This is a genomic window from Pseudomonas sp. IB20, from assembly GCF_009707325.1.
Taxonomy (GTDB): Bacteria; Pseudomonadota; Gammaproteobacteria; order Pseudomonadales; family Pseudomonadaceae; genus Aquipseudomonas.
Genome location: NZ_CP046103.1, coordinates 504,619 through 527,741, shown reverse-complemented (window position 1 = coordinate 527,741; position 23,123 = coordinate 504,619). Strand labels below are relative to the sequence as shown.

The following is a 23,123-nucleotide window of genomic DNA, read 5'->3' as shown; positions in this document are numbered from 1 at the left end:
CACGCCGACGCTGGAAAGGGCATATCATCCGTGAATATTCGCCATGACTCCAGCGCGAAAGCGTCGATCTACGCGTTAAATCGTAGATCGAGGGCTCTAATTCGCTTCAAACGGGTGTTTCCACCAGTAACGCATCCACTCGCTGGAAGCCACGCGGTAATTTGTTACCGCGACGGCCACGTTCACCCTTGTAATGTTCCAGGTCGTCGGGGCGCAGCGACAGTGTGCGTTTACCGGCCTGGAGCACCAAGGTTGAGCCTTCCGGGATCACGGCGATGTCGGTCACGTACTCTTCGCGACTGGCAACTCGATCCCCAGCAATCCCAATAATCTTGTTGCCCTTGCCTTTGCCCAACTGCGGCAGGTCACTGATCTTGAACACCAGCAAACGCCCTTCGGTGGTCACCGACGCCAGCCAGTTGCTCTCACGGTCTTCCACCGTACGCGGCAGGATCACCTTGGCGTTGTTCGGCAGGCTCAACAACGCCTTGCCCGCCTTGTTCTTGGCCTGCAGGTCTTCACCCTTGACCACAAACCCGTAACCCGCGTCGGAGGCGATCACATACAGCGAATCGTCGTCCGGCAGCAGCACGCACTCGAAACTCGCCCCCGGTGGCGGTGTGAGCCGCCCGGTCAGCGGCTCGCCCTGGCCACGGGCCGACGGCAAGGTATGCGCCGGCACCGAATAGCTCCGCCCGGTGGAGTCGATAAACACCGCAAACTGGTTGGAACGCCCGGCGGCAGCGGTCTTGAAGCCATCACCGGCCTTGTACGAGAGGCCAGTGGCGTCAATATCATGCCCTTTGGCGGAACGAACCCAACCCTTTTCCGACAGAACGACGGTAATTTTTTCGTTAGGCAACAGTTCGGTTTCTGTAAGAGCTTTCGCTTCAGCGCGCTGAACGATTGGCGACCGACGGTCATCACCATAGGTCTCTGCGTCTTTGATCAGCTCGGTGCGCACCAGCTTCTTGAGCTTGGCTTCGCTGCCCAGCAGGGCTTGCAGCTTGGCTTGTTCCTTGAGCAGTGCATCCTGCTCGTCACGCAACTTCATCTCTTCCAGTCGCGCCAACTGACGCAAGCGGGTATCGAGGATGTAGTCGGCCTGGATCTCGCTCAGCTCGAAACGCGCGATCAGCTCGGCTTTCGGGTGCTCGGCGGTACGAATGATATGGATCACTTCGTCCAGGTTGAGGTAAGCAATCAGCAAACCGTCCAACAGGTGCAGGCGACGCTCGACCTTGTCGAGGCGGAATTGCAGGCGGCGGCGCACGGTCTGTACGCGAAATTCCAGCCACTCCACCAGCAAGTTGCGCAGGTTTTTCAGCTGCGGCTTGCCGTCCAGGCCGATGATATTGACGTTGACCCGGTAGCTGGACTCCAGGTCGGTGCTGGCAAACAGGTGCTGCATCAGTACTTCGTGGTCGACCCGGCTGTTGGTCGGGATGATCACGATACGGCATGGGTTTTCGTGGTCGGACTCGTCACGCAGGTCGGCAACTTGCGGCAGTTTCGACGGTTTGGCCTGCATCAGCGCGGCGATTTGCTCCAACACCTTGGCGCCAGACACCTGGTGCGGCAGCGCGGTGACGATAATGTCGCCGTCTTCGATGTGGTACACGGCGCGCATACGCACCGAGCCCTTGCCGGTTTCGTACATCTTCAGCAGGTCGGCGCGCGGCGTGATGATTTCCGCTTCGGTCGGGTAGTCCGGGCCCTGGATATGCTCGCAGAGCTGCTCGACCGTGGCCTTGGGCTCATCCAGCAAGCGCACGCAGGCGGCGGCGACTTCGCGCAGGTTATGCGGCGGCACGTCGGTGGCCATGCCGACCGCAATGCCGGTGGTGCCATTGAGCAGGATATTCGGCAAACGTGCCGGCAACACCAAAGGCTCCTCCAACGTGCCGTCGAAGTTCGGGCCCCAGTTCGCGGTGCCCTGGCCCAATTCGCTGAGCAGCACTTCCGAATACCGCGACAAGCGCGCTTCGGTGTAACGCATGGCGGCGAAAGACTTGGGATCATCCGGCGCACCCCAGTTACCCTGGCCGTCTACCAGCGTGTAGCGGTAGCTGAACGGCTGGGCCATCAGCACCATGGCTTCGTAGCACGCCGAGTCGCCGTGCGGGTGGAACTTACCGAGCACGTCACCGACGGTACGCGCCGACTTCTTGTGCTTGGAATCAGCGTCCAGGCCCAACTCACTCATGGCGTAGATAATGCGCCGTTGTACGGGCTTCAGGCCGTCGCCGATATGCGGCAAGGCACGGTCCATGATCACGTACATGGAGTAGTTGAGGTAGGCACTTTCGGTGAAGTCAGCCAGCGACCGGCGTTCTACGCCATCTAAGCTGTCTGCGAGGATGTCACTCATGCGGGCCTCATCATTATTTGGTCTGGCGCAGCAGCAATGTGCCGCTGCGCTGGGTAAATTCAAGTTGTTTCAATGCACTCATGCCCAGCAACACCTGTTCCCCGTCCAAGCCCGGCGCCACCAGTGCGCGGACGTCCTGCAGGACGATATCGCCCAGTTTCAGGCGATCGAGGTGGGTACGGTAGCCCTGGCTACGCCCGTTGGCGGTGCTCAAGGTCACCGGCAAGCCACGTTTAAGTCCGAGGCGGTCAGCCAATTCGGCCGGAACCGCCACATCGGTCGCGCCGGTGTCGAGCATAAACTCCACCGGCTGCCCGTTGATCTGGCCGCTGGCAACAAAATGCCCTTGGCCGTTGCCCAGCAATTTCACTTCGATGTAACCCTCGTGTTGCTCCGAGGTCACCACGGCATTGGGGTTTTCCTGACGCGCTTCCCATTGCCCAAAAAAACGTGTGGCCAAAAACAGTCCGGCCCCCCATGCCAAAAACATCAATACACGTCCGGCACGCTTGCCGGGCGGTTGTGCACTCATGGCTGGGCGCTCCAGCCACCGGCAGGGGCGGCGAAACGATAGACCACAGGCCGTTTTTCACCATCGGCACGTGGGCCAAAATTATTGTCGATGCCCAACCACGCACCGTCAGCATCCACCACCAGGGCTTCGGCCAGGCCGTAGGGCTGGGGATAGCGCCGGTTCGGCGTCAGGGTTTCGTCGGCAAACGACCAGCACAGCTCGACTTTGGCTGTGACCGCATCGCGCCGGCAAATCTGGAACGCATTGCGCTCCAGGGTAAACAGCTTGCCGTTGAACAGCGCCAGGTCGGCAAAGTCCTTGGACACTGCCTTGGCGTTGGTGAACTGCGCCGGCTGCACTTCCTGGCCGGCCTCGCTCAACAACACACAGGGGCCCTCACAATCCCAGACGCTCTGCCCGCGCTTGATCGAGATCAAGCCACGCCGCTCACGCTCTGCCGCCAACCAAATCTGAGTGCCTTGCGGGTTCACCGTCAGGCCTTCAAACAACGCATTAAAATGCAGCAACATGCCGCTGGCACGGGCTTCACGCACCATGCCAGGGGCGATTTTCAACCACTCAGGCGCACCACTCACCGGTACCTGCAGCACGGCCGCGTGGGCTTCGCTGACGATGTAACGGTTGCCGACGGCATCACAGGTGATGCCTTCAAAATCCAGGTCGCCACCGCGAATAAACGAAGCAGCCTTGGTGCGCGAACGCAAACCCCAGGGCAAGCCGGACTCGGGCACCGGCGGCACGTCGATCTTCACCGTTTCGGCTTGCCAGGTCGGCGCGCTGATATCAAGGCGGTAGATCTGGTCGTCATCGCGGTCGGAAACCGTCCACAGGTCCTTGCCACACAAGGCCAGGCCCGAGAGGTTACCGCCGCGCATGCCGTCCACCGGGTGCTCGGACACGAGTTTGAGTTCTGCCACGGGCGCGGCAACCACCTCGGTGGCCGCCAACCCGCTCAACATCAGGATCGCCAGGGCGAAACCTGTGCGCATCAGCCTAGAACCTCGGCCAGGTTGCCTTTAGATTCCAGCCAGGCTTTGCGATCCGGTGCACGCTTCTTCGCCAGCAACATGTCCATCATTTCCGAGGTGCCGGCGAAGTCTTCCAGGGTCAACTGCACCAGGCGCCGCGTGTTAGGGTCCATGGTGGTTTCGCGCAGCTGCGGCGGGTTCATCTCACCCAGGCCTTTAAATCGCGTGACCTGTGGCTTGCCGCGTTTTTTTTCGGCGACCAGGCGGTCGAGGATGCCATCGCGCTCGGCTTCGTCCAGGGCGTAGAAAATCTCTTTGCCCAGGTCGATACGGTACAGCGGCGGCATGGCGACGTAGACATGACCGGCATCCACCAATGGGCGGAAGTGCTGGACGAACAGCGCACATAGCAAGGTGGCAATGTGCAAACCGTCGGAGTCGGCGTCGGCGAGGATGCAGATTTTGCCGTAGCGCAGTTGGGCAATATCAGCCGAGCCTGGATCGACACCGATGGCCACCGCGATATTGTGCACTTCCTGGCTGGCCAGGACTTCGCTGCCATCGACTTCCCAAGTGTTGAGGATCTTGCCGCGCAACGGCAGGATCGCCTGGAATTCCTTGTCCCGCGCTTGCTTGGCGGAACCACCGGCGGAGTCACCTTCCACCAAGAACAGCTCGGAACGCATCGGGTCTTGGCCGGCGCAATCGGCCAATTTGCCCGGCAGTGCCGGGCCAGCCGTAATGCGCTTGCGCTCGACCTTTTTGCTGGCTTTGAGGCGACGGCCGGCGTTGTTGATCGCCAGTTCCGCCAGGGCCAGGCCCAGTTCCGGGTGCTCGTTGAGCCACAGGCTGAACGCATCCTTGACCACACCGGAGACAAACGCTGCGGCCTCGCGGGACGACAGGCGTTCTTTGGTCTGGCCGGAGAATTGCGGCTCCTGCATTTTCATCGACAGCACGAACGCGATGCGCTCCCACACGTCTTCCGGCGCCAGCTTCACGCCGCGTGGCAACAGGCTGCGGTATTCGCAAAATTCGCGCATGGCATCCAGCAAGCCTTGGCGCAAACCGTTGACGTGGGTGCCGCCCTGGGCGGTGGGGATCAAGTTGACGTAGCTTTCCTGCACGCTGTCGCCACCTTCGGGCAACCACAGCAGCGCCCAGTCGACGGCTTCTTTATTGCCGGCCAGGCTGCCGCAGAACGGCTCGTTGGGCAGGCGCTCGAAGTCGCTGACGGAGTCTTCTAGGTAGGAGCGCAGGCCGTCTTCGTAATGCCACTCGACCTTCTCGCCGGTGCCTTTGTCTTCAAAGCTGACCAGCAAGCCCGGGCACAACACAGCCTTGGCCTTGAGCACGTGCTTGAGGCGGCTGATGGAGAATTTGGGGGAATCGAAGTATTTCGGGTCCGGCGCGAAGTACACGCTGGTGCCGGTGTTGCGCTTGCCAACGGTGCCGATCACTTCCAGGTCGGTGGCTTTGTAGCCATCGGCGAAGGTCATCTGGTACTCGTTGCCGTCGCGCTTGACCTTGACCCGCACATGGTTCGACAGGGCGTTGACCACAGAAATACCCACACCGTGCAAGCCACCGGAGAACTGGTAGTTCTTGTTGGAGAACTTGCCGCCGGCGTGCAGCTTGGTGAGGATCAGCTCGACGCCCGACACACCCTCTTCGGGGTGGATGTCCACCGGCATGCCGCGACCATCGTCGGACACTTCCAGGGAATGGTCGGCGTGCAGGATGACTTGTACCGACTTGGCGTGCCCGGCCAAGGCTTCGTCGACGCTGTTGTCGATGACTTCCTGGGCAAGGTGGTTCGGCCGGCTGGTGTCGGTGTACATGCCTGGGCGTTTACGCACCGGGTCGAGGCCCGAGAGGACTTCGATGGCGTCGGCGTTATAAGAGCTAGCGCTGGGAGTGGCCATGGGGTCTCGTCGTGAGTCGTTCGATTAAAAAGTAACCTGCGATTCTTACAGTGAAGAAAAATCGAAGGATTGATACTGATCTGCGCCAATGCCGGCAAAGCTCAACATGGCCGGTATTTGCTGGGCAAAGCCCTGGTAACCGTGGTCGCCACCGGCCTGGATGCGTAAAGCACAGGCCCGGTAATACTGCTGGGCGAGGCGATAGTCCAGGGTTTCATCCCCGGTTTGCAACCATACCTGGTAACGCGAGGCGTCCTGCGGAGCCGGCACTTCCAGTTCGGCCAGGGCCTCGACGTGGTCGTGGGTCAGTTCCCAGGTTTCATCGGTGTAGAGGTTCTTCTGGGTGCCCAGGTAACCGTCAAACATCCGATGCGGGCTGACCGCCGGGTTGACCAGCAGCGCCTTGAGGCCATGGCGTTCGGCAAGATGGGTTGCATAGTAGCCGCCGAGTGAGCTACCTACCAGCAGTGGCCGCCCCAGTTGCTCAATGGCTTCCTCCAATTGAGGAATCGCCTGACGCGGATGGTGATGCAGGGCCGGCACGCGTAATTGGTCGGCCAGGCCGAGGCTGTCCATCACGGTGCTCAACTGGCTGGCCTTGTTGGACGCAGGCGCGCTGTTGAAACCGTGGATATACAAGATCGAAGCAGACATGCCGGGCTCTCCGTGCGTCAGCCAAAGAGGCGCAGTTTACAGGGATCGCAGGGGTGTGTGAGGCCCTCTATCTAAAGGACACAGAAGATCCACTGTGGGAGCTGGCTTGCCTGCGATGGCGGTGTATCAGTCACACATTGGCCATACGATCGCAGGCAAGCCAGCTCCCACATTTTGATCTGTGTTTGCAGCGTTTAATAGCCGTTGCTGCCGTAATCGATGGTGAACGCAAAGCCTTTGACCCGCTCTACCCCGGTCTCTAACCGTCCGTCGGCATGCAGGCGCAGCCACCGGTAACCCGGCGCTTGCTCGCTGACCTTGAAATCCTCGCTGCCCGGCGCGAACTGGATACAGGTAGACGGCGACGCCAGCAGGCGCACGCCGTTGCGGTCGCGGTCGATCTCCTGGTGCACATGGCCCCAGAGCACGGCCTTGACCTGCGGGAAGCGGTCGAGCACGGCAAACAAGGCCTCGGGGTTACGCAGCCCGATCGGCTCCATCCACGCAGACCCGATGGGCACTGGGTGATGGTGAAAGCACACCAGATGGTGCTGGCCCGGCGCTTCGCTCAAGGCTTGGGCAAGCAATTGCAGTTGCTGGTCTTGCAGGTAGCCCGGCACCGAGCCGGGCACGGCGGAGTCGAGCAGGGTGACGCGCCAGTTACCGATGTCGACCACCGGCTCCAGCAGATCACTGTGCACAGCGGCATGCGCCATGATCTGCGGCTCATCGTGGTTACCGGGGATCCAGCGCGCCGGGGCGTCGATCTGCCGGGTCAGGTCGCGAAACTGTTGATAGGACTCAAGCGTGCCGTCCTGGGACAAGTCCCCCGTGGCCAGCACTAAATCGATGTGCGGCTGCTGCTCGCGCACCAACTCGATCACCCGCTGCAGGCTTTCGCGGGTGTTCATACCCAGCAGCGTGCCATCGGCCTCGGCAAACAGGTGGCTGTCGGACAATTGCACCAGCAGCGCCGGCGCATCAGGGTTCACGGTGGATACGCGGGACAAGGCGCTCTCCCAAGACAATCACAGGAAATGGACGTTTGGCGCGATTATGCTGGGGCAGGACACAAAGAGGAAACCCAAGGAAGCAGATGCAGTTCACATCTACCGCACGACTTCGAACTCATGACCTAAGGCCAGGCAGTGGCTCAACCATTCACCGAGGAACACATTGAGCTGTGCTTTCTCATCGGGCTGGTGCATGAACACGTTCGGGTAAGGATAGATGCTGCGAAAGCGTCGCGCATGTTCGGCGCTGATCACTTCGGCCATGCGCGCATCGTGGTAAACCTGCACTTCCAGTTGCGGCACCGGCAGCCACGGTAGACTGTGCTCCTGGCGCACGCGCAAGGTGGTGGTGTACGGGCAGTTGACGATGACCTCCAAGTTCAGCACGCCGAGCATCTGGTCGCCGTGGGTCACCGCAATGCGCCGCGCCTCGGGCGTGTGGCGCATGTCGGGGAGCAAGCGCATCAGCCGCGCATAGTTGGCCTCGCAGGCGGCTTGCAACCCGATCAGGTCGACTCGATAACGTTCCCGTGCCTTTACTGCCATAACCCCCTCACTTCCGCGCGATTAAGCGCAAGCCATTGCAGGGCGATAATGCTGGCTGCGTTGGAAATTTTGCCGTCACGCACCGCCTGCAGGGCATCTTCGAACGCCCAGGTGGTGACGCGGATATCTTCTGCCTCTTCTTCCAGTCCATGGACGCCACCCGCCCCGGCGCTGTCGCAGCGGCCCAGGTACAAGTGCACGAATTCAGTACTGCCACCGGGCGACGGGAAATATTTAGTGATCGGCCACAGCGCGGAGAATGTCAGCCCAGCTTCCTCCTCGGCTTCGCGGTGCGCAACCTCCTCCGGCTCTTCATCCTTGTCGATCAGGCCAGCGACCATTTCAATCAACCAAGGGTTGTCGGTACGGCCCATAGCGCCGACACGGAATTGCTCGATCAGCACCACTTCATCGCGCTGCGGATCATAAGGCAGCACGCACACTGCGTCATGACGAACGAAGACTTCGCGATTGATCACCCGGCTCATGCCGCCATCGAATTTTTCGTGGCGCAGCTGCACGCGATCGAGCTTGTAGAAGCCCTTGTAGGCATTGTCGCGCTGAACAATCTCGATGGTGTTCGGCGTCGATTTGGCAATGTCCGTCATATTCTTCCTCGTTAAGGCCGTGCAATTGGCGCCATCCTAACGCGCCCATGCCGGTTGGTGCAGCCCCTTTGCAGTTGCCGAGATAGACGGCGAGCGTCAAACTCACTCTAATCAGCTTAGTGGCGAACTGACGGCTTTGTTCGCAGTCGAAGCGCTACTCTTTTTCGCTTTCCATCGATTTCCGAAGGACGCACATGTCGCTTTTAAAAATCGCCTCCATGGCCTGTATTGCCTTGACCCTGGGTGCTTGCCAGAGCCTGTTCCAGCCAAGCTACCTCAAGCCGCTGGACACCCAACAAGATGCCTCTGAGCAGATCAAGCCTGGCTGCGGCAGCCCCGACTGCCCGTTAGTGAACATTGATACCGTGCACTTCCCCAGCGAGCCGCAGCTCGACAGCCTGGTGGAACAACGCCTGCTGCAGATGACCCGAACCACCCCCGGCGCCAGCGTGCCGCCGACCCTGAACGCTTACCGGGACACGTTCCTGCGCGAGTCTGCCGACCGCCACAGCATGTACTTGCAGGCCAAGGTACGTGAGCAGCATGACGGACTGGTGATCATTGAAGTCTCCAGCTACCTCGACACGGGTGTCGCCCAAGGCCAGCCCGGCCGTGGTTTCATCAACTACTCACGCGTGCTGCACAAAGAGCTAAGCCTGAACGACATGCTGTTGCCGGGCCAGGAGCAAGCGTTCTGGAACGCCGCCAAAGTCGCCCACAACAGCTGGCTGATCAACTCGCAGATGGACCGTGACCCGGCGTTCGTGAAGAACTGGCCGTTCCAGAAAACCCCGAACATCGCCCTGACCAGCAGCGGCGTGGTGCTCAAGTACAACGTGTCGACCATTGCGCCTTACGCATTGGGGCTGATCGAAATGACCATCCCCTATGCGCGCCTCACCGGCGTACTCAAGCCTGAACTGGCGCCCGCGCGCCACTGAAGGCCCGGCCCAAGATCAGTTGCAACAGCCCTGCCAGCACCAGCGCCGGCAGGGTTGCGCCGATGTCCGGATACAGGTTTGCCAGCACGTGATACGTAGCGATGCCGCCCAGCCAGGCCACCAGCGCTGGCCTTTGCAGGTGGGCGACCGCGCTCTGGCCACGGCGGCGCAGGATAAAGTGATCCACCAGCACCACGCCGAACAACGGCGCAAACACTGAGCCAATCAGCAGGAGGAAGTTCTGGTACTGCGCCAACGGTGCAAAGCAGGCGATCAGGGTGCAAATCACACCGATGGCCAGCGCCAGGTGCTCGACCTTCCAACGCAGCAAAATCCCGCTGGACACCGCCGCCGAGTGAATATCGGCAAAGGCATTTTCCGACTCGTCCAACAGGATCAGCAACAGCGGAATGCCCAGGCCCGCACCCGCCAGCGCCAGCAACAACGCATTCACCTCGCCACTTGGCGCAAACGCCAGCGTGTAAGCCACGCCCAGGCTCATCAGCCAGAAATTGCCGATAAAGAAGCCAAGGGCGGTGCCGCCGAAGACATTTTTGGCGCGCTTGCCGAAGCGCGAGTAGTCGGCGATCAGCGGCAACCACGACAGCGGCATGGCGATGGCGATATCAAACCCCACCGCAAACGGCATCGAGCCGTCACCGGCCGTGGCCCACAGTGCAGCCAGGTCGGCCTTGGCGAACAGGTTCCAGGTCAGCCACAGGCAGGCGGCCAGCAACAGCCATATGCCCCATTTGCGCAGGATCTGGCGCACAAACGTCAGCGGGCCACTGACGGCGAGCAGCGTCGCCAAGCCGCCGAAAAACAGCGTCCACAGTAAAGGGCTGGCCAATAGGCTGCCTTCGCTGAAGGCTCGTGTGCCCAACACGCTGGCGGCATCGCGCATCACGATGATTTCGAACGAGCCCCAACCGATCAGTTGCAGCAAGTTCAGCAGCGCCGGCAGGCTGGCGCCCTTGGCACCGAGGCTAAGCTTGAGCGCGGCCATGGCCGACAGGCCGGTGTCGCTGCCAATCACGCCGACGGCGGCCAGCAACAGCACACCGACCAGGGTGCCGAGGAAAATCGCCAGCAACGAACCGGACAAGCCCAGGCCCGGTGCAAGCAAGGCGCCGGTTTGCAGGACCATCAGGCCGATGCCGAGGGAAAACCACAGGGAAAACAGGTCGCGGGCGCCGAACACGCGTTTGTCGCTCGGCACCGCTATATCAGGAGAGTAGGTACTCGGTTGAATGCTCAAGGGTGTTATCTCTGAGGGGCATGATCGTTCCCACGCTCTGCGTGGGAATGCCGCTATGGACGCTCTGCGTCCGCCTTTGTGACGCGGAGCGTCACTGGATGCATTCCCACGCAGAGCGTGGGAACGATCGTGGGTGTCAGACCTTCTTGTACAACTGACTCCCTTCCTGCTTGAACCGCTGCGCCTGCTCGGCCAAGCCCTTGGCCACGTCCACATCCACCGCTTCAATACGCTGGTTGGCCGCGTACTCACGCACTTCCTGGGTGATTTTCATCGAGCAGAATTTCGGCCCACACATCGAGCAGAAATGCGCGACCTTGGCCGAGTCCTTCGGCAAGGTTTCATCGTGGTACGACCGCGCCGTGTCTGGGTCCAGGCCGAGATTGAACTGGTCTTCCCAGCGGAACTCGAAGCGCGCCTTGCTCAAGGCGTCATCGCGAATCTGCGCACCCGGGTGCCCCTTGGCCAAGTCGGCCGCATGTGCGGCGATCTTGTAGGTGATGATCCCGGTCTTCACGTCATCCTTGTTCGGCAAGCCCAGGTGTTCCTTAGGCGTGACGTAGCAGAGCATGGCGCAACCGAACCAGCCGATCATCGCCGCGCCGATGCCCGAGGTGATGTGGTCGTAGCCCGGCGCAATGTCGGTGGTCAACGGGCCGAGGGTGTAGAACGGCGCCTCGTCGCAGCATTCCAACTGCTTGTCCATGTTCTCCTTGATCAGTTGCATCGGCACGTGGCCGGGGCCTTCGATCATGGTTTGCACGTCGTGCTTCCAGGCGATCTTGGTCAGTTCGCCCAGAGTTTCCAGCTCACCGAATTGCGCGGCGTCGTTGGCGTCGGCAATCGAGCCAGGGCGCAGGCCGTCGCCGAGGGAGAAGCTAACGTCATAGGCCTTCATGATTTCGCAGATTTCTTCGAAATGCGTGTAGGCAAAGTTCTCTTTGTGGTGCGCCAGGCACCACTTGGCCATGATCGAACCGCCACGGGACACGATGCCAGTGACGCGTTTCGCGGTCAGCGGCACGTAGCGCAGCAACACGCCGGCGTGGATGGTGAAGTAGTCAACGCCCTGCTCGGCCTGTTCGATCAGGGTGTCGCGGAACAACTCCCAGGTCAGGTCTTCGGCGGCGCCGCCGACTTTTTCCAGGGCCTGGTAGATCGGCACAGTACCGATCGGCACTGGCGAGTTGCGGATGATCCACTCGCGGGTTTCGTGGATGTGCTTGCCGGTGGACAAGTCCATGATGTTGTCCGAACCCCAGCGAATCCCCCAGGTCATTTTCGCCACTTCTTCTTCAATGGACGAACCCAGGGCGCTGTTGCCGATGTTGCCGTTAATCTTCACCAGGAAGTTACGGCCAATGATCATCGGTTCCAATTCGGTGTGGTTGATGTTGGCCGGGATGATTGCGCGGCCACGGGCGATTTCTTCGCGTACAAATTCGGGCGTGATAATTTTCGGCACGCTGGCGCCGAAGCTGTGGCCAGGGTGTTGCTGCTCAAGCAGGCCGTTGGCGCGAGCTTCTTCAAGCTTCATGTTTTCGCGGATGGCGACGAATTCCATCTCCGGCGTGATGATGCCTTTGCGCGCGTAGTGCATCTGGCTGACGTTGGCGCCGGCCTTGGCTCGGCGAGGGTTTTGCAAGTGGGCAAAACGCAGCGACGCCAGCTCCGGATCGTTGAGGCGCTCCCGACCGTAGTGGGAGCTCAGGCCTGCCAGGCGCTCGGTGTCACCGCGCTCCTCAATCCATGGCGAACGGATATCGGCCAAGCCTTTGCGCACATCAATGATGACGTTCGGGTCGGTATAAGGGCCGGAGGTATCGTAGACCACCACGGGGGCGTTGATTTCGCCACCGAGATCGGTGGGTGTCACGTCAAGACTGATTTCCCGCATCGGTACGCGGATGTCTGGCCGAGTGCCTTGCACATAGATTTTTTGCGAGCGGGTAAACGGCTGCACGGAACCGGAATCGACCTTGGCCGACTCACTCAAGTGCACGGTGTTTTTCAGTTTTGTACTTTTTATTTCTGTGCTCATCACGGGCTCTCCAACTATCCAGGTGGTGGATTTTTGTCGGAGCGAACCTGTGACGGATGGACGCACTGAAACCAGTGCTGTGCTTGACGCACAAGAGCTGTTCGATTGTCGAACAACATCCCGGACGAAGCACAAGAGGACTCGCCGGGTGACGAGAAATCTTGTTCCCTACGCAGGCGCTAACCTGATCAGGTTCAACGGGATCCGGTATTTACCGATCTCAGCCTTCCAACAAGGCACCCCGACAAGAACGCGGCCAGTCTAGACCATGGCGTGGGCAAATTGCCAATAGCGGTGCATTCAGCGTGATGAATGGCGTGATTGCGGGATTGTTGCGCCGGGTCAGCGCCACTACACTCGGGCACTGCCACAATGCTTGACGCCAGGAATGGCCAGCCTTAGCCTTGGGCGCTAAATTATCGCCGTAATATTCACACTAGGGATCGCCTCATGCTGCGCAAACTCTCACTGGCTCTTGCCGTGTCTTGTGCGACCAATGGAATGGTCTGGGCAGCTGAAGCGCCCTTGTCCGCCAACACCGATTTGGTCAGCGTCTACCAAGAAGCGGTGAACAACAACGCCGACCTGGCCGCCGCCCGCGCCCAATATGGCGCGCAAAAAGAAGTGGTGCCCCAGGCCCGCGCCGGCTTGCTGCCGAACCTGTCGGCCGGCGCCGACAGCAACAACGTGCGCACCCAGATCAACCAACCGGCGGCCACCGCCAACCGTGACGCCCACTCCTGGCGTGCGACCTTGAGCCAGCCGCTGTTCCGCGCCGACCGCTGGTTCCAGCTGCAAGCCGCCGAAGCCGTCAACGAACAAGCCTCCCTGCAACTGTCGGCTACCGAACAGAACCTGATCCTGCAAAGCGCCGAGAACTACTTCGCCGTGCTGCGCGCCCAGGACAACCTGGCCTCGACCAAGGCCGAAGAAAACGCCTTCAAGCGCCAGCTCGACCAGTCCAACGAACGCTTTGACGTGGGCCTGTCGGACAAGACCGACGTGCTGCAATCCCAGGCCAGCTACGACACCGCGCGCGCCAACCGCATCGTCGCCCAGCGCCAGGTGGACGACGCCTTCGAAGCGCTGATCACCCTGACCAACCGCGAGTACAACGCCATCCAGGGCATCGTGCACACGCTGCCGGTGCTGCCGCCGGCGCCGAATGACGCCAAGGCCTGGGTCGAAACCGCCGGCCGCCAGAACCTCAACCTGCTGGCCAGCAACTACGCGGTCACCGCCGCCGAAGAAACCCTGCGCCAGCGCAAGGCTGGCCATTTGCCGACCCTCGACGCCGTGGCGCAATACGAAAAGGGTGACAACGACGCGCTGGGTTTCAGCAACCCCAACCAACTGCCGATCCCTTACGGCGGTGATGTATCGCAACGCACCATCGGCCTGCGCCTGAACATCCCGATCTACAGCGGCGGCCTCACCAGCTCGCAAGTGCGCGAATCCTATTCGCGCCTCGATCAGAGCGAGCAGCAACGCGAAGGCCTGCGCCGCCAAGTGGTGGAAAACACCCGCAACCTGCACCGCGCGGTGAACACCGATGTGGAACAGGTACAGGCACGCCGCCAGTCAATCATCTCGAACCAGAGCGCGGTGGAAGCCACGGAGATCGGTTATCAGGTGGGCACGCGCAACATCGTCGACGTGCTGGATTCACAGCGCCAGCTCTACTCGTCGGTGCGCAACTACAACAACAGCCGCTACGACTACATCCTCGACAACCTGCGCTTGAAGCAGGCCGCGGGCACGTTGAACCCAGGGGATTTGCAGGACCTGTCGCGTTACCTCAAGGCTGATTACAACCCGGACAAGGACTTCCTGCCGCCAGACCTGGCAAAAGCGGCTGCCGAGCAGCTAAAGGCCCGCCCCGGCTACTAAGCACAGCGCAAAACCAATGTGGGAGCTGGCTTGGCTGCGATGCAGGCACCGCGGTGTTGCACTTGATGCTATCGCAGGCAAGCCAGCTCCCACATTTGGATCAGGTTGGGTCAGTGATTGATCAGCCTGTCCAAGCCATCCAGCAAGCGCTTGAGCGCGCCCTGGTTGGCCTGCATCACCGCAAGCCCCGCCTCTGCCATCTTGCACGCATCCTGCGGCAGCTCGAACAGTTGCCGCACAGCCTCGGCCAAACCCTCTGCATCATCCACCTCACGCAACGCCCCCGCCTCGCGCATCATCGCGCTGATTTCGAGGAAGTTGAACAGGTGCGGCCCCATGATCACGGGCTTGGCCAGCGCTGCCGGCTCCAGCGGGTTGTGCCCGCCGGTGGGCACCAGGCTGCCGCCGACAAAGGCGCTGTCGGCCAGGGCGTAGAGAAACAGCAGCTCGCCCATGGTGTCGCCGAGCAGCACCGAGGTGTGCGCGGTCACGGGCTCACCACTGGAGCGGCGCACCGTGGCAAATCCTTGGTGCGCGCATAATTCAAACATCGGGCCGAAACGTTCCTGATGGCGCGGCACCAGAATCAATAGTGCATTGGGATAGCTGTCGAGCAACTGGCGATGGGCAGCCAGCACCACGTCGTCTTCGCCTTGATGGGTGCTGGCCGCGATCCACACCGGGCGCTCGCTGGCGCCCCATTGCTCACGCAACGCGGCGGCGCGCACCGCAAGCTCGGGGTCGATGGTCAGGTCGAACTTGATCGAACCGGTGACTTCGACGGTTTCCGGGCGCGCGCCCAGGCTCAGGAAACGCTGGGCTTCGGTGTGCGTCTGTACCGCGAACAGGCTCATTTCAGACAGCATGGGCGCGGTGAGTTTGGCGAACCGCGCATAGCCTTTGGCCGAACGCGCCGACAACCGCGCGTTGGCCAGCGCCACCGGAATGCCGCGCTGGGCGCAAGCGTGGATGTGGTTAGGCCACAGCTCGGTTTCCATGATCACCGCCAGCTTGGGTTGCACGCGATCGAGAAAACGCTTGGCGGCGCAGGGCAAATCGTACGGCAAGTAGCAGTGCTGAATGCGCGGCTCATTGGCGAACAGCGCCTGGATGCGCTCGGACCCGGTGGGCGTCATGCAGGTGACGGTAATCGGCAACGTCGGATGGCGCGCCAGCAGCCCGCGAATCATCGGCGCGGCGGCGATGCTTTCGCCCACCGACACGGCATGCACCCAGATGCCACCGGGTTGCATGACCGGCAGGCCGTAGGAAAAGCGTTCGCCGATGCGTTTGGCATAGGCCGGCGCCTTGCGCGCACGCAGCCACAAACGTAAAGCCACCAGCGGCAGCGCCAGGTAAAACAGACAGCTGTAGAGAGTTCTATTCATGGCGGCGGAGTTTATCGGCTTTTTCAGTCGATCGCCTGCAAGCACTCGGCAAATCGTTCGGCCAGGAAGCGCGCAGCGGGGCCCAGGTGTTCGTCACGGCGCCAGACCAGCTCCACGACTAGCGCAGGCGGCGTCCATTCGCTGTCCAGTTCAACCATTTGTTGTTGATAAGTGGGGTACTGCACGATATGCCGCGGTAGCCAGGCCCAGCCCAGGCCACTCATCAGCCATTCGGCCAACACGTAGAAACTGTCGGCGCGCCATACCAGCGGGCTGGCGGCTTCGCTGCCGGGGTAGACACTGGTCTGGGTCGACATCAGCAACTGGCGGAACTGCGCCAAGTGCTGGCACGTCACGTACTTCTCCTTGGCCAGCGGGTGATTCACGCCGCACACCGTGACCATTTCCACACTGCCCACCACACGCCGCTCAAGGGCTTCGGGGATTTGGTCGTGATAGAACAGCAAGCCCAGGTCAGCCTTACGCTCCACCAACTTGCGCGCCACATCGCCCTGAGCGGCGCTGGACAGCTGCACTTCCAGCAGCGGATATCGCCCGGCCAGTGCCTCAAGGCTGTCGAGCACCGGTTGGAACAGCATGGCTTCGTCCTGGGCCAGACGCAGGCAGGCTTCCTCGCCGCGCGTCAGCGACAACGCGCGGCCATTGAGCCGCTCACACTGGCGCAACACTTCGCGGGCTTCTTCCAACAACACACTGCCGGCTTCGGTCAGGCGCGGCTGGCGGCCACTGCTACGGTCGAACAGGCTCAGCCCAAGGTCGGCCTCGAGCAGGGCAATGCCATTGCTCACCGCCGATTGCGCCTTGCGCTGGTCGCGTGCCACCGCCGAAAATGAACGCTGTTCGGCGACACTGACAAACAGGCGCATCTGTTCCAGGTTCCACTGCACGCTCATGGCTCAACCCATCTTTAAATCGGATAGGTAATGACTTTACCCCATCTTTCCAAGCGTTAGAATGCCGACCTTATCAAGCACGCATCGCACCGAGGATTACCCCATGAATGTCGCTTACCTCTATTTGGCCATTGCCATTTGCTCGGAAGTGGTCGCGACCGTTTCCATGAAAGCCGTCAAGGGCTTGAACACGCCGATCCCATTGCTGCTGATGATTGTGGGGTATGCCATAGCGTTCTGGATGCTCACCCTAGTGGTGCGCACGGTGCCGGTGGGCATCGCCTACGCGGTCTGGGCAGGACTGGGGATTGTGATGGTCAGTGTCGCCGCGCTGTTTATCTACGGCCAGAAGCTGGATATCCCGGCGATGCTGGGGATGGGCCTGATTGTGCTGGGCGTGGTGGTGATTCAGCTGTTCTCGAAAACCGCCGGGCACTGATCACCGCTCAACAGCCTGTATACTGCGCCTCTTGTCTTGAACACTGAGGTCGCCCATGCCATCCGTTATGTCCACCGACGTTCTGATTGTCGGCGCCGGGGTTGCCGGCCTCTGGCTCAATGCGCGCCTGCGCAGCCAGGGGTTTTCCACGGTGTTGGTGGAAAGCGCCACCTTGGGTGGCGGGCAAAGCGTGAAGTCCCAAGGGATTATTCACGGCGGTGCGAAATACGCCCTGCACGGCGCCCTCACCGGCGCCTCCGAAGCGATTGCCGACATGCCGCGCCGCTGGCGTGAAGCCCTGGCCGGTAACGGCGAGTTGGACCTGTCCGGCGTGCGCCTGCTGTCCGAGGCCCACTACCTGTGGTCGCCCGGCACCCTCGCCGGCAACCTCACCAGCTTCTTCGCCAGCAAAGCCGTGCGTGGCCGTGTCGACCAAGTCAAAGGCGATGAGTTGCCGCTGGCCCTGCAAGACCGCCGCTTCAAGGGCAAGGTCTATCGCCTGGCGGAGTTGGTCGTCGATGTGCCCAGCCTGATCGAACGCCTGGCGCAATTGGCCGGTGACGGTTTGCTCGCCGGGCAGCACATCGAACCGCTGCTGGAAGGCGACACCTTGGTCGGCTTGAAGGTGGATGGCCGCGAGATCCGCGCCCAGCGCATCGTATTGAGCGCCGGTGGCGGCACGGCTGATCTGCTGAGTGCACTGGGCCTCAGCCAGCCAGCCATGCAAAAGCGCCCGCTGCATATGATCATCGCCAAAGGCCCGGGCCTCAAACCGCTGTACGCGCACTGCCTGGGCGGCGGCACCAAGCCGCGCCTCACCATCACCACCCACCCGGCCGCCGATGGCAACTGGGTGTGGTACATGGGCGGCGACATCGCTGAAGCCGATGGCGTGGCACGCACACCTGAAGAACAGATCGCCACTGCGCAAAAAGAGCTGGCGCACTTGCTGCCGTGGATCGACATGAGCCAAACCCAGTGGGCAACCCTGCGCGTCGACCGTGCCGAGCCGCTGCAATCAGGCCTGTCCCGCCCCGACAACGCCTTCCTCGCCGAGCAGGGCCGCCTGTTGGTGGGTTGGCCGACCAAACTGGCGCTGGCGCCGGACTTCGCTGACCGCGTGCTCAGCGCCCTGGAACGCGACGGCATCCGCCCACGTGCTACCGAAGCCCTGCCCGAACTGCCAAAACCGGCCCTGGGCCAACCTGCCTGGGAGCAACTGTTGCCATGAGCCTGCCTACCCTGCACGACCTGCATCGCCCGCTGGGCAGCACCGGCTTGCTGGTGTCGCCACTGGGCCTGGGCACCGTGAAGCTGGGTCGCGATCAAGGGGTGAAATACCCCAGCGGCTTCCAGATTCCGGATGACGATGAAGCACGAATGTTGCTGCGCCAGGCCCGCCAGCTGGGCATCAACCTGATCGACACCGCACCGGCTTATGGCCGCAGCGAAGAACGCCTGGGGCCGCTGCTACGCGGCCAACGCAAGGACTGGGTGATCGTCAGCAAGGTCGGCGAAGAGTTTGCCGATGGCGTGTCCCATCACGATTTCAGTGCCGCCCATACCCGCATGTCGATCGAGCGCAGCTTGAAACGACTTGAAACTGATTTTATCGACCTGGTGCTGGTGCACTCCGACGGCAACGATTTGCATATCCTCAACGATTGCGAGGTGTACCAGACCCTGGCGGAGCTGAAAAAAGAGGGCAAGATTCGCGGTTTCGGCTTCTCCGGTAAAACCGTCGAAGGCGGCGTGAAGGCTCTGGAACAAGGCGATTGCGCCATGGTCACCTACAATCTGAACTCACGGTGCGAGAAAGCCGTCATTGATTATGCAGCCGCACACGGCAAGGGCATTTTGGTGAAAAAGGCCCTGGCCAGCGGCCACGTGTGCCTGGAGCCAGGAATGGATCCAATTCAAGCCAGTTTCATCTTGTTGTTTGCGCAAACGGGCGTCGCCAGTGCTATTGTCGGGACCATTAATCCGCTGCACCTGGCCCATAACGTGGCGACCGCTGCCAAGGTCATTCGTCAACTCTGATGCCGCCCACGCGGCCGACCCCGTCGCAAGAAGGAGCCGACATGCCGCGCACGCTCATTAGAAAAAACCCCAGCAACTTTAAAACACTGCCGCTGCACGTCGAAGCCACCCCCGAAGGCCTGAGTTACCAGAGCGTGGGCATGCCGCTCAACTTTGCCCAGACCCTGCAACGGCGCAAGCCGGTGGAGGTGGCAGACCCCGAGCGTTTCGCCCTGGAACTGGCGAACCTCGGCGTGTCGGTGCGCCTGACCCTGCATTGGCAAAACAAGGATTACTGGGTGCTGGTGCGCCAACGCCGCCAGGACCGTGGCGATGTGGTGCTCAAGCTGATCTCCGGCTACGTCCCCGCCCATGAGCTGAACCTGCCGCTGCACACCGCCATCCAGGAAATTGCCGAAGAATGCTTGCTGGAAACGCCAGAAGGCTGGCTGGGCGGGCGCTTCAACGACACGTGGCTTCCGGCGCCCTACTCCGCCGCCCTGCATTACCGCGAAGCCCTGCCATTTCGCCTGAGCCCGTTGTCGGGCGCCGCACGCCCGGTGCGCTGCGCGACCATGCAGTTGATCGAACGCCCACGGGCTTATGTGCACCTGCCGACCGCGTCGCTGCAATTGATTTATGACTTGCGTCTTGAGGTGCCTAAGGAAGCCAAATCCCTCAGCCTGTTTCACGTGGATGAGCGGCTCGAAGGCGACCAGTTGGTGGCGCGCCTGAACCGTCAGCGCCCGGACCTGTACCTGATGCCGCTAAAAGACGGCCAGCCGTTGGCTGAGCTGTACACGGTGAAGAAAGACCAACTGTATCCGGCCAGTACCCGCGGCCTGTACCTGGCCGAAAGTTTTGCCCAACAGGAAGGCTGGTTAGTGCGCGATGAGCGGATTCGTTGGAAGGATTGGCTGAGGCAGCAAGGGCTGGCTGAGCCTGAGAAGGAGTCGAAGCTCAAGCGCCTGACTGGCAAGGCGCGGCTGATGTTGCGCAAGATTGTGCCGAAGAAAAAAGCCAAGGGCTGATACCCGTCGATCGTTCCCACGCTCTGCGTGGGATGATTGGCATTGTGCCGAAGAAAAAAGCCAAGGGCTGATACCCGTCGATCGTTCCCACGCTCTGCGTGGGAATGATCTGGTGCTCAGCCGTTGAGCAACCGCTCCAGCCCAACCTTCAACGGAGTAGGCTCAGGCAACTTGAAACTCGCCAGCAGCCGCTGATTGTTCGCCCGCGAATGCCGGATATCCCCCGAGCGCGCCGGCCCGTAAGTGATCGCGGGCAACTGACCCACCACCTCTTCCAGCGCCTGCAACACCTGCTTAAGCGTGGTGGTACGGTTCCAGCCGACGTTGATCGCACCCAGCGGTGCTTCAGGTGCCTCAATGGCCTGCACCAGCACATCCACCAAGTCTTCCACGTACATGAAGTCTCGGGTCTGCTCGCCATCGCCAAACACGGCAATCGGCACACCCTGCTGCACGCGCTCACTGAAGATACTGATCACCCCGGAATACGGCGATGACGGATCCTGGCGTGGCCCGAAGATGTTGAAGAAGCGGAAAACCACCGGCTCCAGGCCATGCTGGCGGCGGTAGAAGTCAAAGTAGTGCTCACCGGCCAACTTGTCGGAGGCGTAGGGTGTCAGCGGCGCCTTGGTGGTCGCTTCGTCAATCGAATCGCCCTCGCCGTTGTTGCCATACACCGCCGCACTGGAGGCATACACCACCCGCTTGACCCCAGCCTTGCGCATGGCCTCGCAGACATTCAGGGTGCCGACGAAATTGCTTTGGTGAGTACTCACCGGGTCATCCACCGACGCCTGTACCGAGGCCACTGCCGCCAAGTGCACCACGGCGGTCACGCCAACGGCGGCTTGCGCCACCAGCTCGGCATTGGCCACGTTGCCTTCGATCAGTTGTACGCGCGGGTTGCCCAGCGGCAGATTGCTGCGCTTGCCGGTGGACAGGTCATCCAACACTCGCACGGCGTAGCCGCTGGCGAGCAAGGCATCAACCAGGTGCGAACCGATAAAGCCGGCACCGCCGGTGATCAGGACCCACTTATCAGCGTTACTCATTGTTGCGGATCTTCTCGACGATGGCCGTGGTCGAGCTGTTTTCAACCAGCCCCAGCACTTTGACCTTACCACCGTAGGCGCCGACGAGATCGGCACCCACGACCTGGTCGACGGAGTAGTCGCCGCCCTTGACCAGCACGTCCGGCTTGACCTGGGCCAGCAGGTTTTCCGGGGTGCCTTCAGAGAAGCTGATCACCCAGTCCACCGCGCCCAAACCTGCCAAGACTGCCATGCGTCGGTCGACACTGTTGATCGGGCGGCCCGGGCCTTTCAATCGGCTGACCGAAGCATCGTCATTGACCGCAACGATCAGGCGATCGCCTTGGGCGCGCGCCTGTTCCAGGTACGTCACATGACCGGCATGCAGGATGTCGAAACAGCCATTGGTGAACACAATGCTTTCGTTATGTGCGCGCGCATCGTCAATCGCCAGCAGCAACTGCTCGATAGTCAGCACTCCACGCTCGGAACCTTCGGAACGCTGGATAGCGCGGCGCAGCTCAGGTGCACTGATGGCCGCAGTACCCAGTTTGCCGACCACGATGCCCGCGGCCAGATTGGCCAGGGCCACGGCGTGGGGCAATTCCTCACCGGCAGCGATCGAGGCGGCCAGGGTGGAAATCACGGTGTCACCGGCGCCGGTGACGTCGAACACTTCACGGGCACGCGCCGGCAGGTGCATCGCCGGATGGCCCGGGCGCAACAGGGTCATGCCGTGCTCGCCACGGGTCACCAGCAAGGCGCCCAGGTCGAGGTCGGCCATCAACGTGGCGCCTTTGGTCACCAGTTCGTGCTCATCGGCGCAACCACCGACGATGGCTTCGAACTCACTGAGGTTTGGCGTGATCAGGCTGGCGCCCCGATAAATCGAAAAGTCCTTGCCCTTGGGATCAGCCAGTACCGGGATGTTGCGGGCCTTGGCGGCCTGGATGAGCATCTGGTGGTTCTTCAGGGCGCCTTTGCCGTAGTCGGACAAAACCAGCACCTTGATGCCTTCGAGCAAACTGTCGACCTGGTCGCTGAGGGCCAGGGCGTCGGTGGCGAAGGGTTCTTCAAAATCGATACGCAGCAATTGCTGGTGACGGCTCATGACCCGCAGCTTGACGATGGTCGGCTGATGGGCAATGCGCTGGAACAGCGCACGCACGCCGGCACCGCGCAGGCTGTTAGCCAGGCTGTCGGCGGCTTCGTCGTCGCCGGTCACACCCACCAAGGAGGCCGGGGCGCCGAGGGCGGCAATATTAAGGGCAACGTTGGCAGCGCCACCTGGACGGTCTTCGATTTGCTCGACCTTGACTACCGGTACCGGTGCCTCAGGGGAAATCCGTGAGGTACCGCCATGCCAGTAACGGTCGAGCATGACATCGCCGACCACCAAGACAGGGGCTTGATCGAATCGCGGCATGGACAACTTCATGGAGCAACCCACATACAAAATGAACAGGGGCGCGATATTAGCACAGGGTTACAGGAGGCTTGTGGAGGGCGTGACAGAAGATGTCGCGGCAGACACGGGAGTGAATCCGCTGA

The 23,123-nt window shown here is 61.5% G+C and carries 20 protein-coding genes and 1 riboswitch; of the genes, 6 read left to right on the top strand and 14 right to left on the bottom strand.

The features are described 5' to 3' along the window. Positions 1-106 precede the first annotated feature (106 nt). The 8 genes from parC to GJU48_RS02300 form a co-directional block, all read right to left on the bottom strand. On the bottom strand, positions 107-2,371 hold the full coding sequence (gene parC / locus GJU48_RS02335) for a DNA topoisomerase IV subunit A (protein WP_094950985.1): 2,265 nt from the start codon (positions 2,369-2,371) through the stop codon (positions 107-109). 13 nt (positions 2,372-2,384) lie between these two features. Further along, the gene (locus tag GJU48_RS02330) at positions 2,385-2,903 is read right to left on the bottom strand and encodes a retropepsin-like aspartic protease family protein (RefSeq protein WP_094950986.1); all 519 of its coding nucleotides are present in this window, start codon (positions 2,901-2,903) and stop codon (positions 2,385-2,387) included. Then, the gene (locus tag GJU48_RS02325) at positions 2,900-3,895 is read right to left on the bottom strand and encodes an esterase-like activity of phytase family protein (protein WP_094950987.1); all 996 of its coding nucleotides are present in this window, start codon (positions 3,893-3,895) and stop codon (positions 2,900-2,902) included. The genes GJU48_RS02330 and GJU48_RS02325 overlap by 4 nt, the downstream gene beginning before the upstream one ends. Continuing rightward, positions 3,895-5,799 carry a DNA topoisomerase IV subunit B gene (parE, locus tag GJU48_RS02320; RefSeq protein ID WP_094950988.1) on the bottom strand — a complete coding sequence of 635 codons (1,905 nt, stop codon included), beginning with the start codon at positions 5,797-5,799 and terminating at the stop codon, positions 3,895-3,897. The genes GJU48_RS02325 and parE overlap by 1 nt, the downstream gene beginning before the upstream one ends. Positions 5,800-5,844: 45 nt before the next feature. Beyond that, entirely contained in the window at positions 5,845-6,453 is a 609-nt protein-coding gene (locus tag GJU48_RS02315) for a YqiA/YcfP family alpha/beta fold hydrolase (RefSeq protein ID WP_094950989.1), read from the bottom strand. 194 nt (positions 6,454-6,647) lie between these two features. Then, positions 6,648-7,463 (bottom strand): 3',5'-cyclic-AMP phosphodiesterase, encoded by an 816-nt coding sequence (gene cpdA, locus GJU48_RS02310; RefSeq protein WP_094953741.1) that lies wholly within the window; start codon positions 7,461-7,463, stop codon positions 6,648-6,650. Positions 7,464-7,562: 99 nt separating this feature from the next. Beyond that, positions 7,563-8,012, bottom strand: a complete 450-nt coding sequence (locus GJU48_RS02305) for a DUF1249 domain-containing protein (protein ID WP_094953740.1) — start codon at positions 8,010-8,012, stop codon at positions 7,563-7,565. Next, a complete protein-coding gene (locus tag GJU48_RS02300) occupies positions 8,003-8,620 on the bottom strand; it encodes an NUDIX domain-containing protein (protein ID WP_094953739.1) in 618 nt (205 codons plus the stop codon). Before GJU48_RS02300 ends, GJU48_RS02305 begins: the two co-directional genes overlap by 10 nt. 194 nt (positions 8,621-8,814) lie before the next feature. On the opposite strand from GJU48_RS02300, the gene GJU48_RS02295 reads away from it, so the two are divergent. Further along, positions 8,815-9,561 (top strand): RsiV family protein, encoded by a 747-nt coding sequence (locus GJU48_RS02295; protein WP_094953738.1) that lies wholly within the window; start codon positions 8,815-8,817, stop codon positions 9,559-9,561. Here the strand turns inward: GJU48_RS02295 and cytX are convergent. Together cytX and thiC are read right to left on the bottom strand one after the other, a co-directional pair. Beyond that, on the bottom strand, positions 9,530-10,819 hold the full coding sequence (gene cytX / locus GJU48_RS02290; protein ID WP_094953737.1) for a putative hydroxymethylpyrimidine transporter CytX: 1,290 nt from the start codon (positions 10,817-10,819) through the stop codon (positions 9,530-9,532). The two genes, GJU48_RS02295 and cytX, sit on opposite strands and share 32 nt — an antisense overlap. A gap of 136 nt (positions 10,820-10,955) precedes the next feature. Next, positions 10,956-12,860 (bottom strand): phosphomethylpyrimidine synthase ThiC, encoded by a 1,905-nt coding sequence (gene thiC, locus GJU48_RS02285; RefSeq protein WP_094953736.1) that lies wholly within the window; start codon positions 12,858-12,860, stop codon positions 10,956-10,958. 148 nt (positions 12,861-13,008) lie between these two features. Continuing rightward, positions 13,009-13,114: riboswitch (TPP riboswitch) on the bottom strand. Between the two features lie 196 nt (positions 13,115-13,310). Between thiC and GJU48_RS02280 the strand changes: the two genes are divergently transcribed. Beyond that, complete coding sequence (locus GJU48_RS02280) at positions 13,311-14,750, top strand: TolC family outer membrane protein (protein ID WP_094953735.1); 1,440 nt, start codon at positions 13,311-13,313, stop codon at positions 14,748-14,750. Positions 14,751-14,860: 110 nt separating this feature from the next. On the opposite strand, the gene waaA is transcribed toward GJU48_RS02280, so the two are convergent. After that, entirely contained in the window at positions 14,861-16,138 is a 1,278-nt protein-coding gene (gene waaA, locus GJU48_RS02275; RefSeq protein WP_094952882.1) for a lipid IV(A) 3-deoxy-D-manno-octulosonic acid transferase, read from the bottom strand. 23 nt (positions 16,139-16,161) lie between these two features. Then, positions 16,162-17,052, bottom strand: coding sequence for a LysR family transcriptional regulator (locus tag GJU48_RS02270; protein ID WP_094952883.1), 891 nt, complete (start codon positions 17,050-17,052; stop codon positions 16,162-16,164). A 103-nt stretch (positions 17,053-17,155) separates the two neighbouring features. Here GJU48_RS02270 and GJU48_RS02265 point away from each other — a divergent pair, with 103 nt between their 5' ends. From GJU48_RS02265 to GJU48_RS02250, 4 genes are read left to right on the top strand one after another with little or no spacing between them, the layout of a single operon-like run. After that, positions 17,156-17,491, top strand: coding sequence for a DMT family transporter (locus GJU48_RS02265; protein ID WP_094952884.1), 336 nt, complete (start codon positions 17,156-17,158; stop codon positions 17,489-17,491). 55 nt (positions 17,492-17,546) lie between these two features. Then, on the top strand, positions 17,547-18,722 hold the full coding sequence (locus tag GJU48_RS02260; RefSeq protein WP_094952885.1) for an NAD(P)/FAD-dependent oxidoreductase: 1,176 nt from the start codon (positions 17,547-17,549) through the stop codon (positions 18,720-18,722). After that, a complete protein-coding gene (locus GJU48_RS02255; protein ID WP_094952886.1) occupies positions 18,719-19,531 on the top strand; it encodes an aldo/keto reductase in 813 nt (270 codons plus the stop codon). Before GJU48_RS02260 ends, GJU48_RS02255 begins: the two co-directional genes overlap by 4 nt. Before the next feature lie 41 nt (positions 19,532-19,572). Continuing rightward, positions 19,573-20,541, top strand: a complete 969-nt coding sequence (locus GJU48_RS02250; RefSeq protein ID WP_094952887.1) for a metal ABC transporter ATPase — start codon at positions 19,573-19,575, stop codon at positions 20,539-20,541. 116 nt (positions 20,542-20,657) lie between these two features. On the opposite strand, the gene GJU48_RS02245 is transcribed toward GJU48_RS02250, so the two are convergent. Continuing rightward, positions 20,658-21,593, bottom strand: coding sequence for an NAD-dependent epimerase/dehydratase family protein (locus GJU48_RS02245; protein WP_094952888.1), 936 nt, complete (start codon positions 21,591-21,593; stop codon positions 20,658-20,660). Next, on the bottom strand, positions 21,586-23,010 hold the full coding sequence (gene hldE / locus GJU48_RS02240) for a bifunctional D-glycero-beta-D-manno-heptose-7-phosphate kinase/D-glycero-beta-D-manno-heptose 1-phosphate adenylyltransferase HldE (RefSeq protein ID WP_094952889.1): 1,425 nt from the start codon (positions 23,008-23,010) through the stop codon (positions 21,586-21,588). The genes GJU48_RS02245 and hldE overlap by 8 nt, the downstream gene beginning before the upstream one ends. Positions 23,011-23,123: the final 113 nt, after the last annotated feature.

What these genes read in the sequence shown, in the direction of transcription:
- parC (WP_094950985.1), bottom strand. Translation starts at nt 2,371, where the DNA reads ATGAGTGACATCCTCGCAGACAGCTTAGATGGCGTAGAACGCCGGTCG.
- GJU48_RS02330 (WP_094950986.1), bottom strand. Translation starts at nt 2,903, where the DNA reads ATGAGTGCACAACCGCCCGGCAAGCGTGCCGGACGTGTATTGATGTTT.
- GJU48_RS02325 (WP_094950987.1), bottom strand. Translation starts at nt 3,895, where the DNA reads ATGCGCACAGGTTTCGCCCTGGCGATCCTGATGTTGAGCGGGTTGGCG.
- parE (WP_094950988.1), bottom strand. Translation starts at nt 5,799, where the DNA reads ATGGCCACTCCCAGCGCTAGCTCTTATAACGCCGACGCCATCGAAGTC.
- GJU48_RS02315 (WP_094950989.1), bottom strand. Translation starts at nt 6,453, where the DNA reads ATGTCTGCTTCGATCTTGTATATCCACGGTTTCAACAGCGCGCCTGCG.
- GJU48_RS02305 (WP_094953740.1), bottom strand. Translation starts at nt 8,012, where the DNA reads ATGGCAGTAAAGGCACGGGAACGTTATCGAGTCGACCTGATCGGGTTG.
- GJU48_RS02300 (WP_094953739.1), bottom strand. Translation starts at nt 8,620, where the DNA reads ATGACGGACATTGCCAAATCGACGCCGAACACCATCGAGATTGTTCAG.
- GJU48_RS02295 (WP_094953738.1), top strand. Translation starts at nt 8,815, where the DNA reads ATGTCGCTTTTAAAAATCGCCTCCATGGCCTGTATTGCCTTGACCCTG.
- thiC (WP_094953736.1), bottom strand. Translation starts at nt 12,860, where the DNA reads ATGAGCACAGAAATAAAAAGTACAAAACTGAAAAACACCGTGCACTTG.
- GJU48_RS02280 (WP_094953735.1), top strand. Translation starts at nt 13,311, where the DNA reads ATGCTGCGCAAACTCTCACTGGCTCTTGCCGTGTCTTGTGCGACCAAT.
- waaA (WP_094952882.1), bottom strand. Translation starts at nt 16,138, where the DNA reads ATGAATAGAACTCTCTACAGCTGTCTGTTTTACCTGGCGCTGCCGCTG.
- GJU48_RS02270 (WP_094952883.1), bottom strand. Translation starts at nt 17,052, where the DNA reads ATGAGCGTGCAGTGGAACCTGGAACAGATGCGCCTGTTTGTCAGTGTC.
- GJU48_RS02265 (WP_094952884.1), top strand. Translation starts at nt 17,156, where the DNA reads ATGAATGTCGCTTACCTCTATTTGGCCATTGCCATTTGCTCGGAAGTG.
- GJU48_RS02260 (WP_094952885.1), top strand. Translation starts at nt 17,547, where the DNA reads ATGCCATCCGTTATGTCCACCGACGTTCTGATTGTCGGCGCCGGGGTT.
- GJU48_RS02255 (WP_094952886.1), top strand. Translation starts at nt 18,719, where the DNA reads ATGAGCCTGCCTACCCTGCACGACCTGCATCGCCCGCTGGGCAGCACC.
- GJU48_RS02250 (WP_094952887.1), top strand. Translation starts at nt 19,573, where the DNA reads ATGCCGCGCACGCTCATTAGAAAAAACCCCAGCAACTTTAAAACACTG.
- GJU48_RS02245 (WP_094952888.1), bottom strand. Translation starts at nt 21,593, where the DNA reads ATGAGTAACGCTGATAAGTGGGTCCTGATCACCGGCGGTGCCGGCTTT.
- hldE (WP_094952889.1), bottom strand. Translation starts at nt 23,010, where the DNA reads ATGAAGTTGTCCATGCCGCGATTCGATCAAGCCCCTGTCTTGGTGGTC.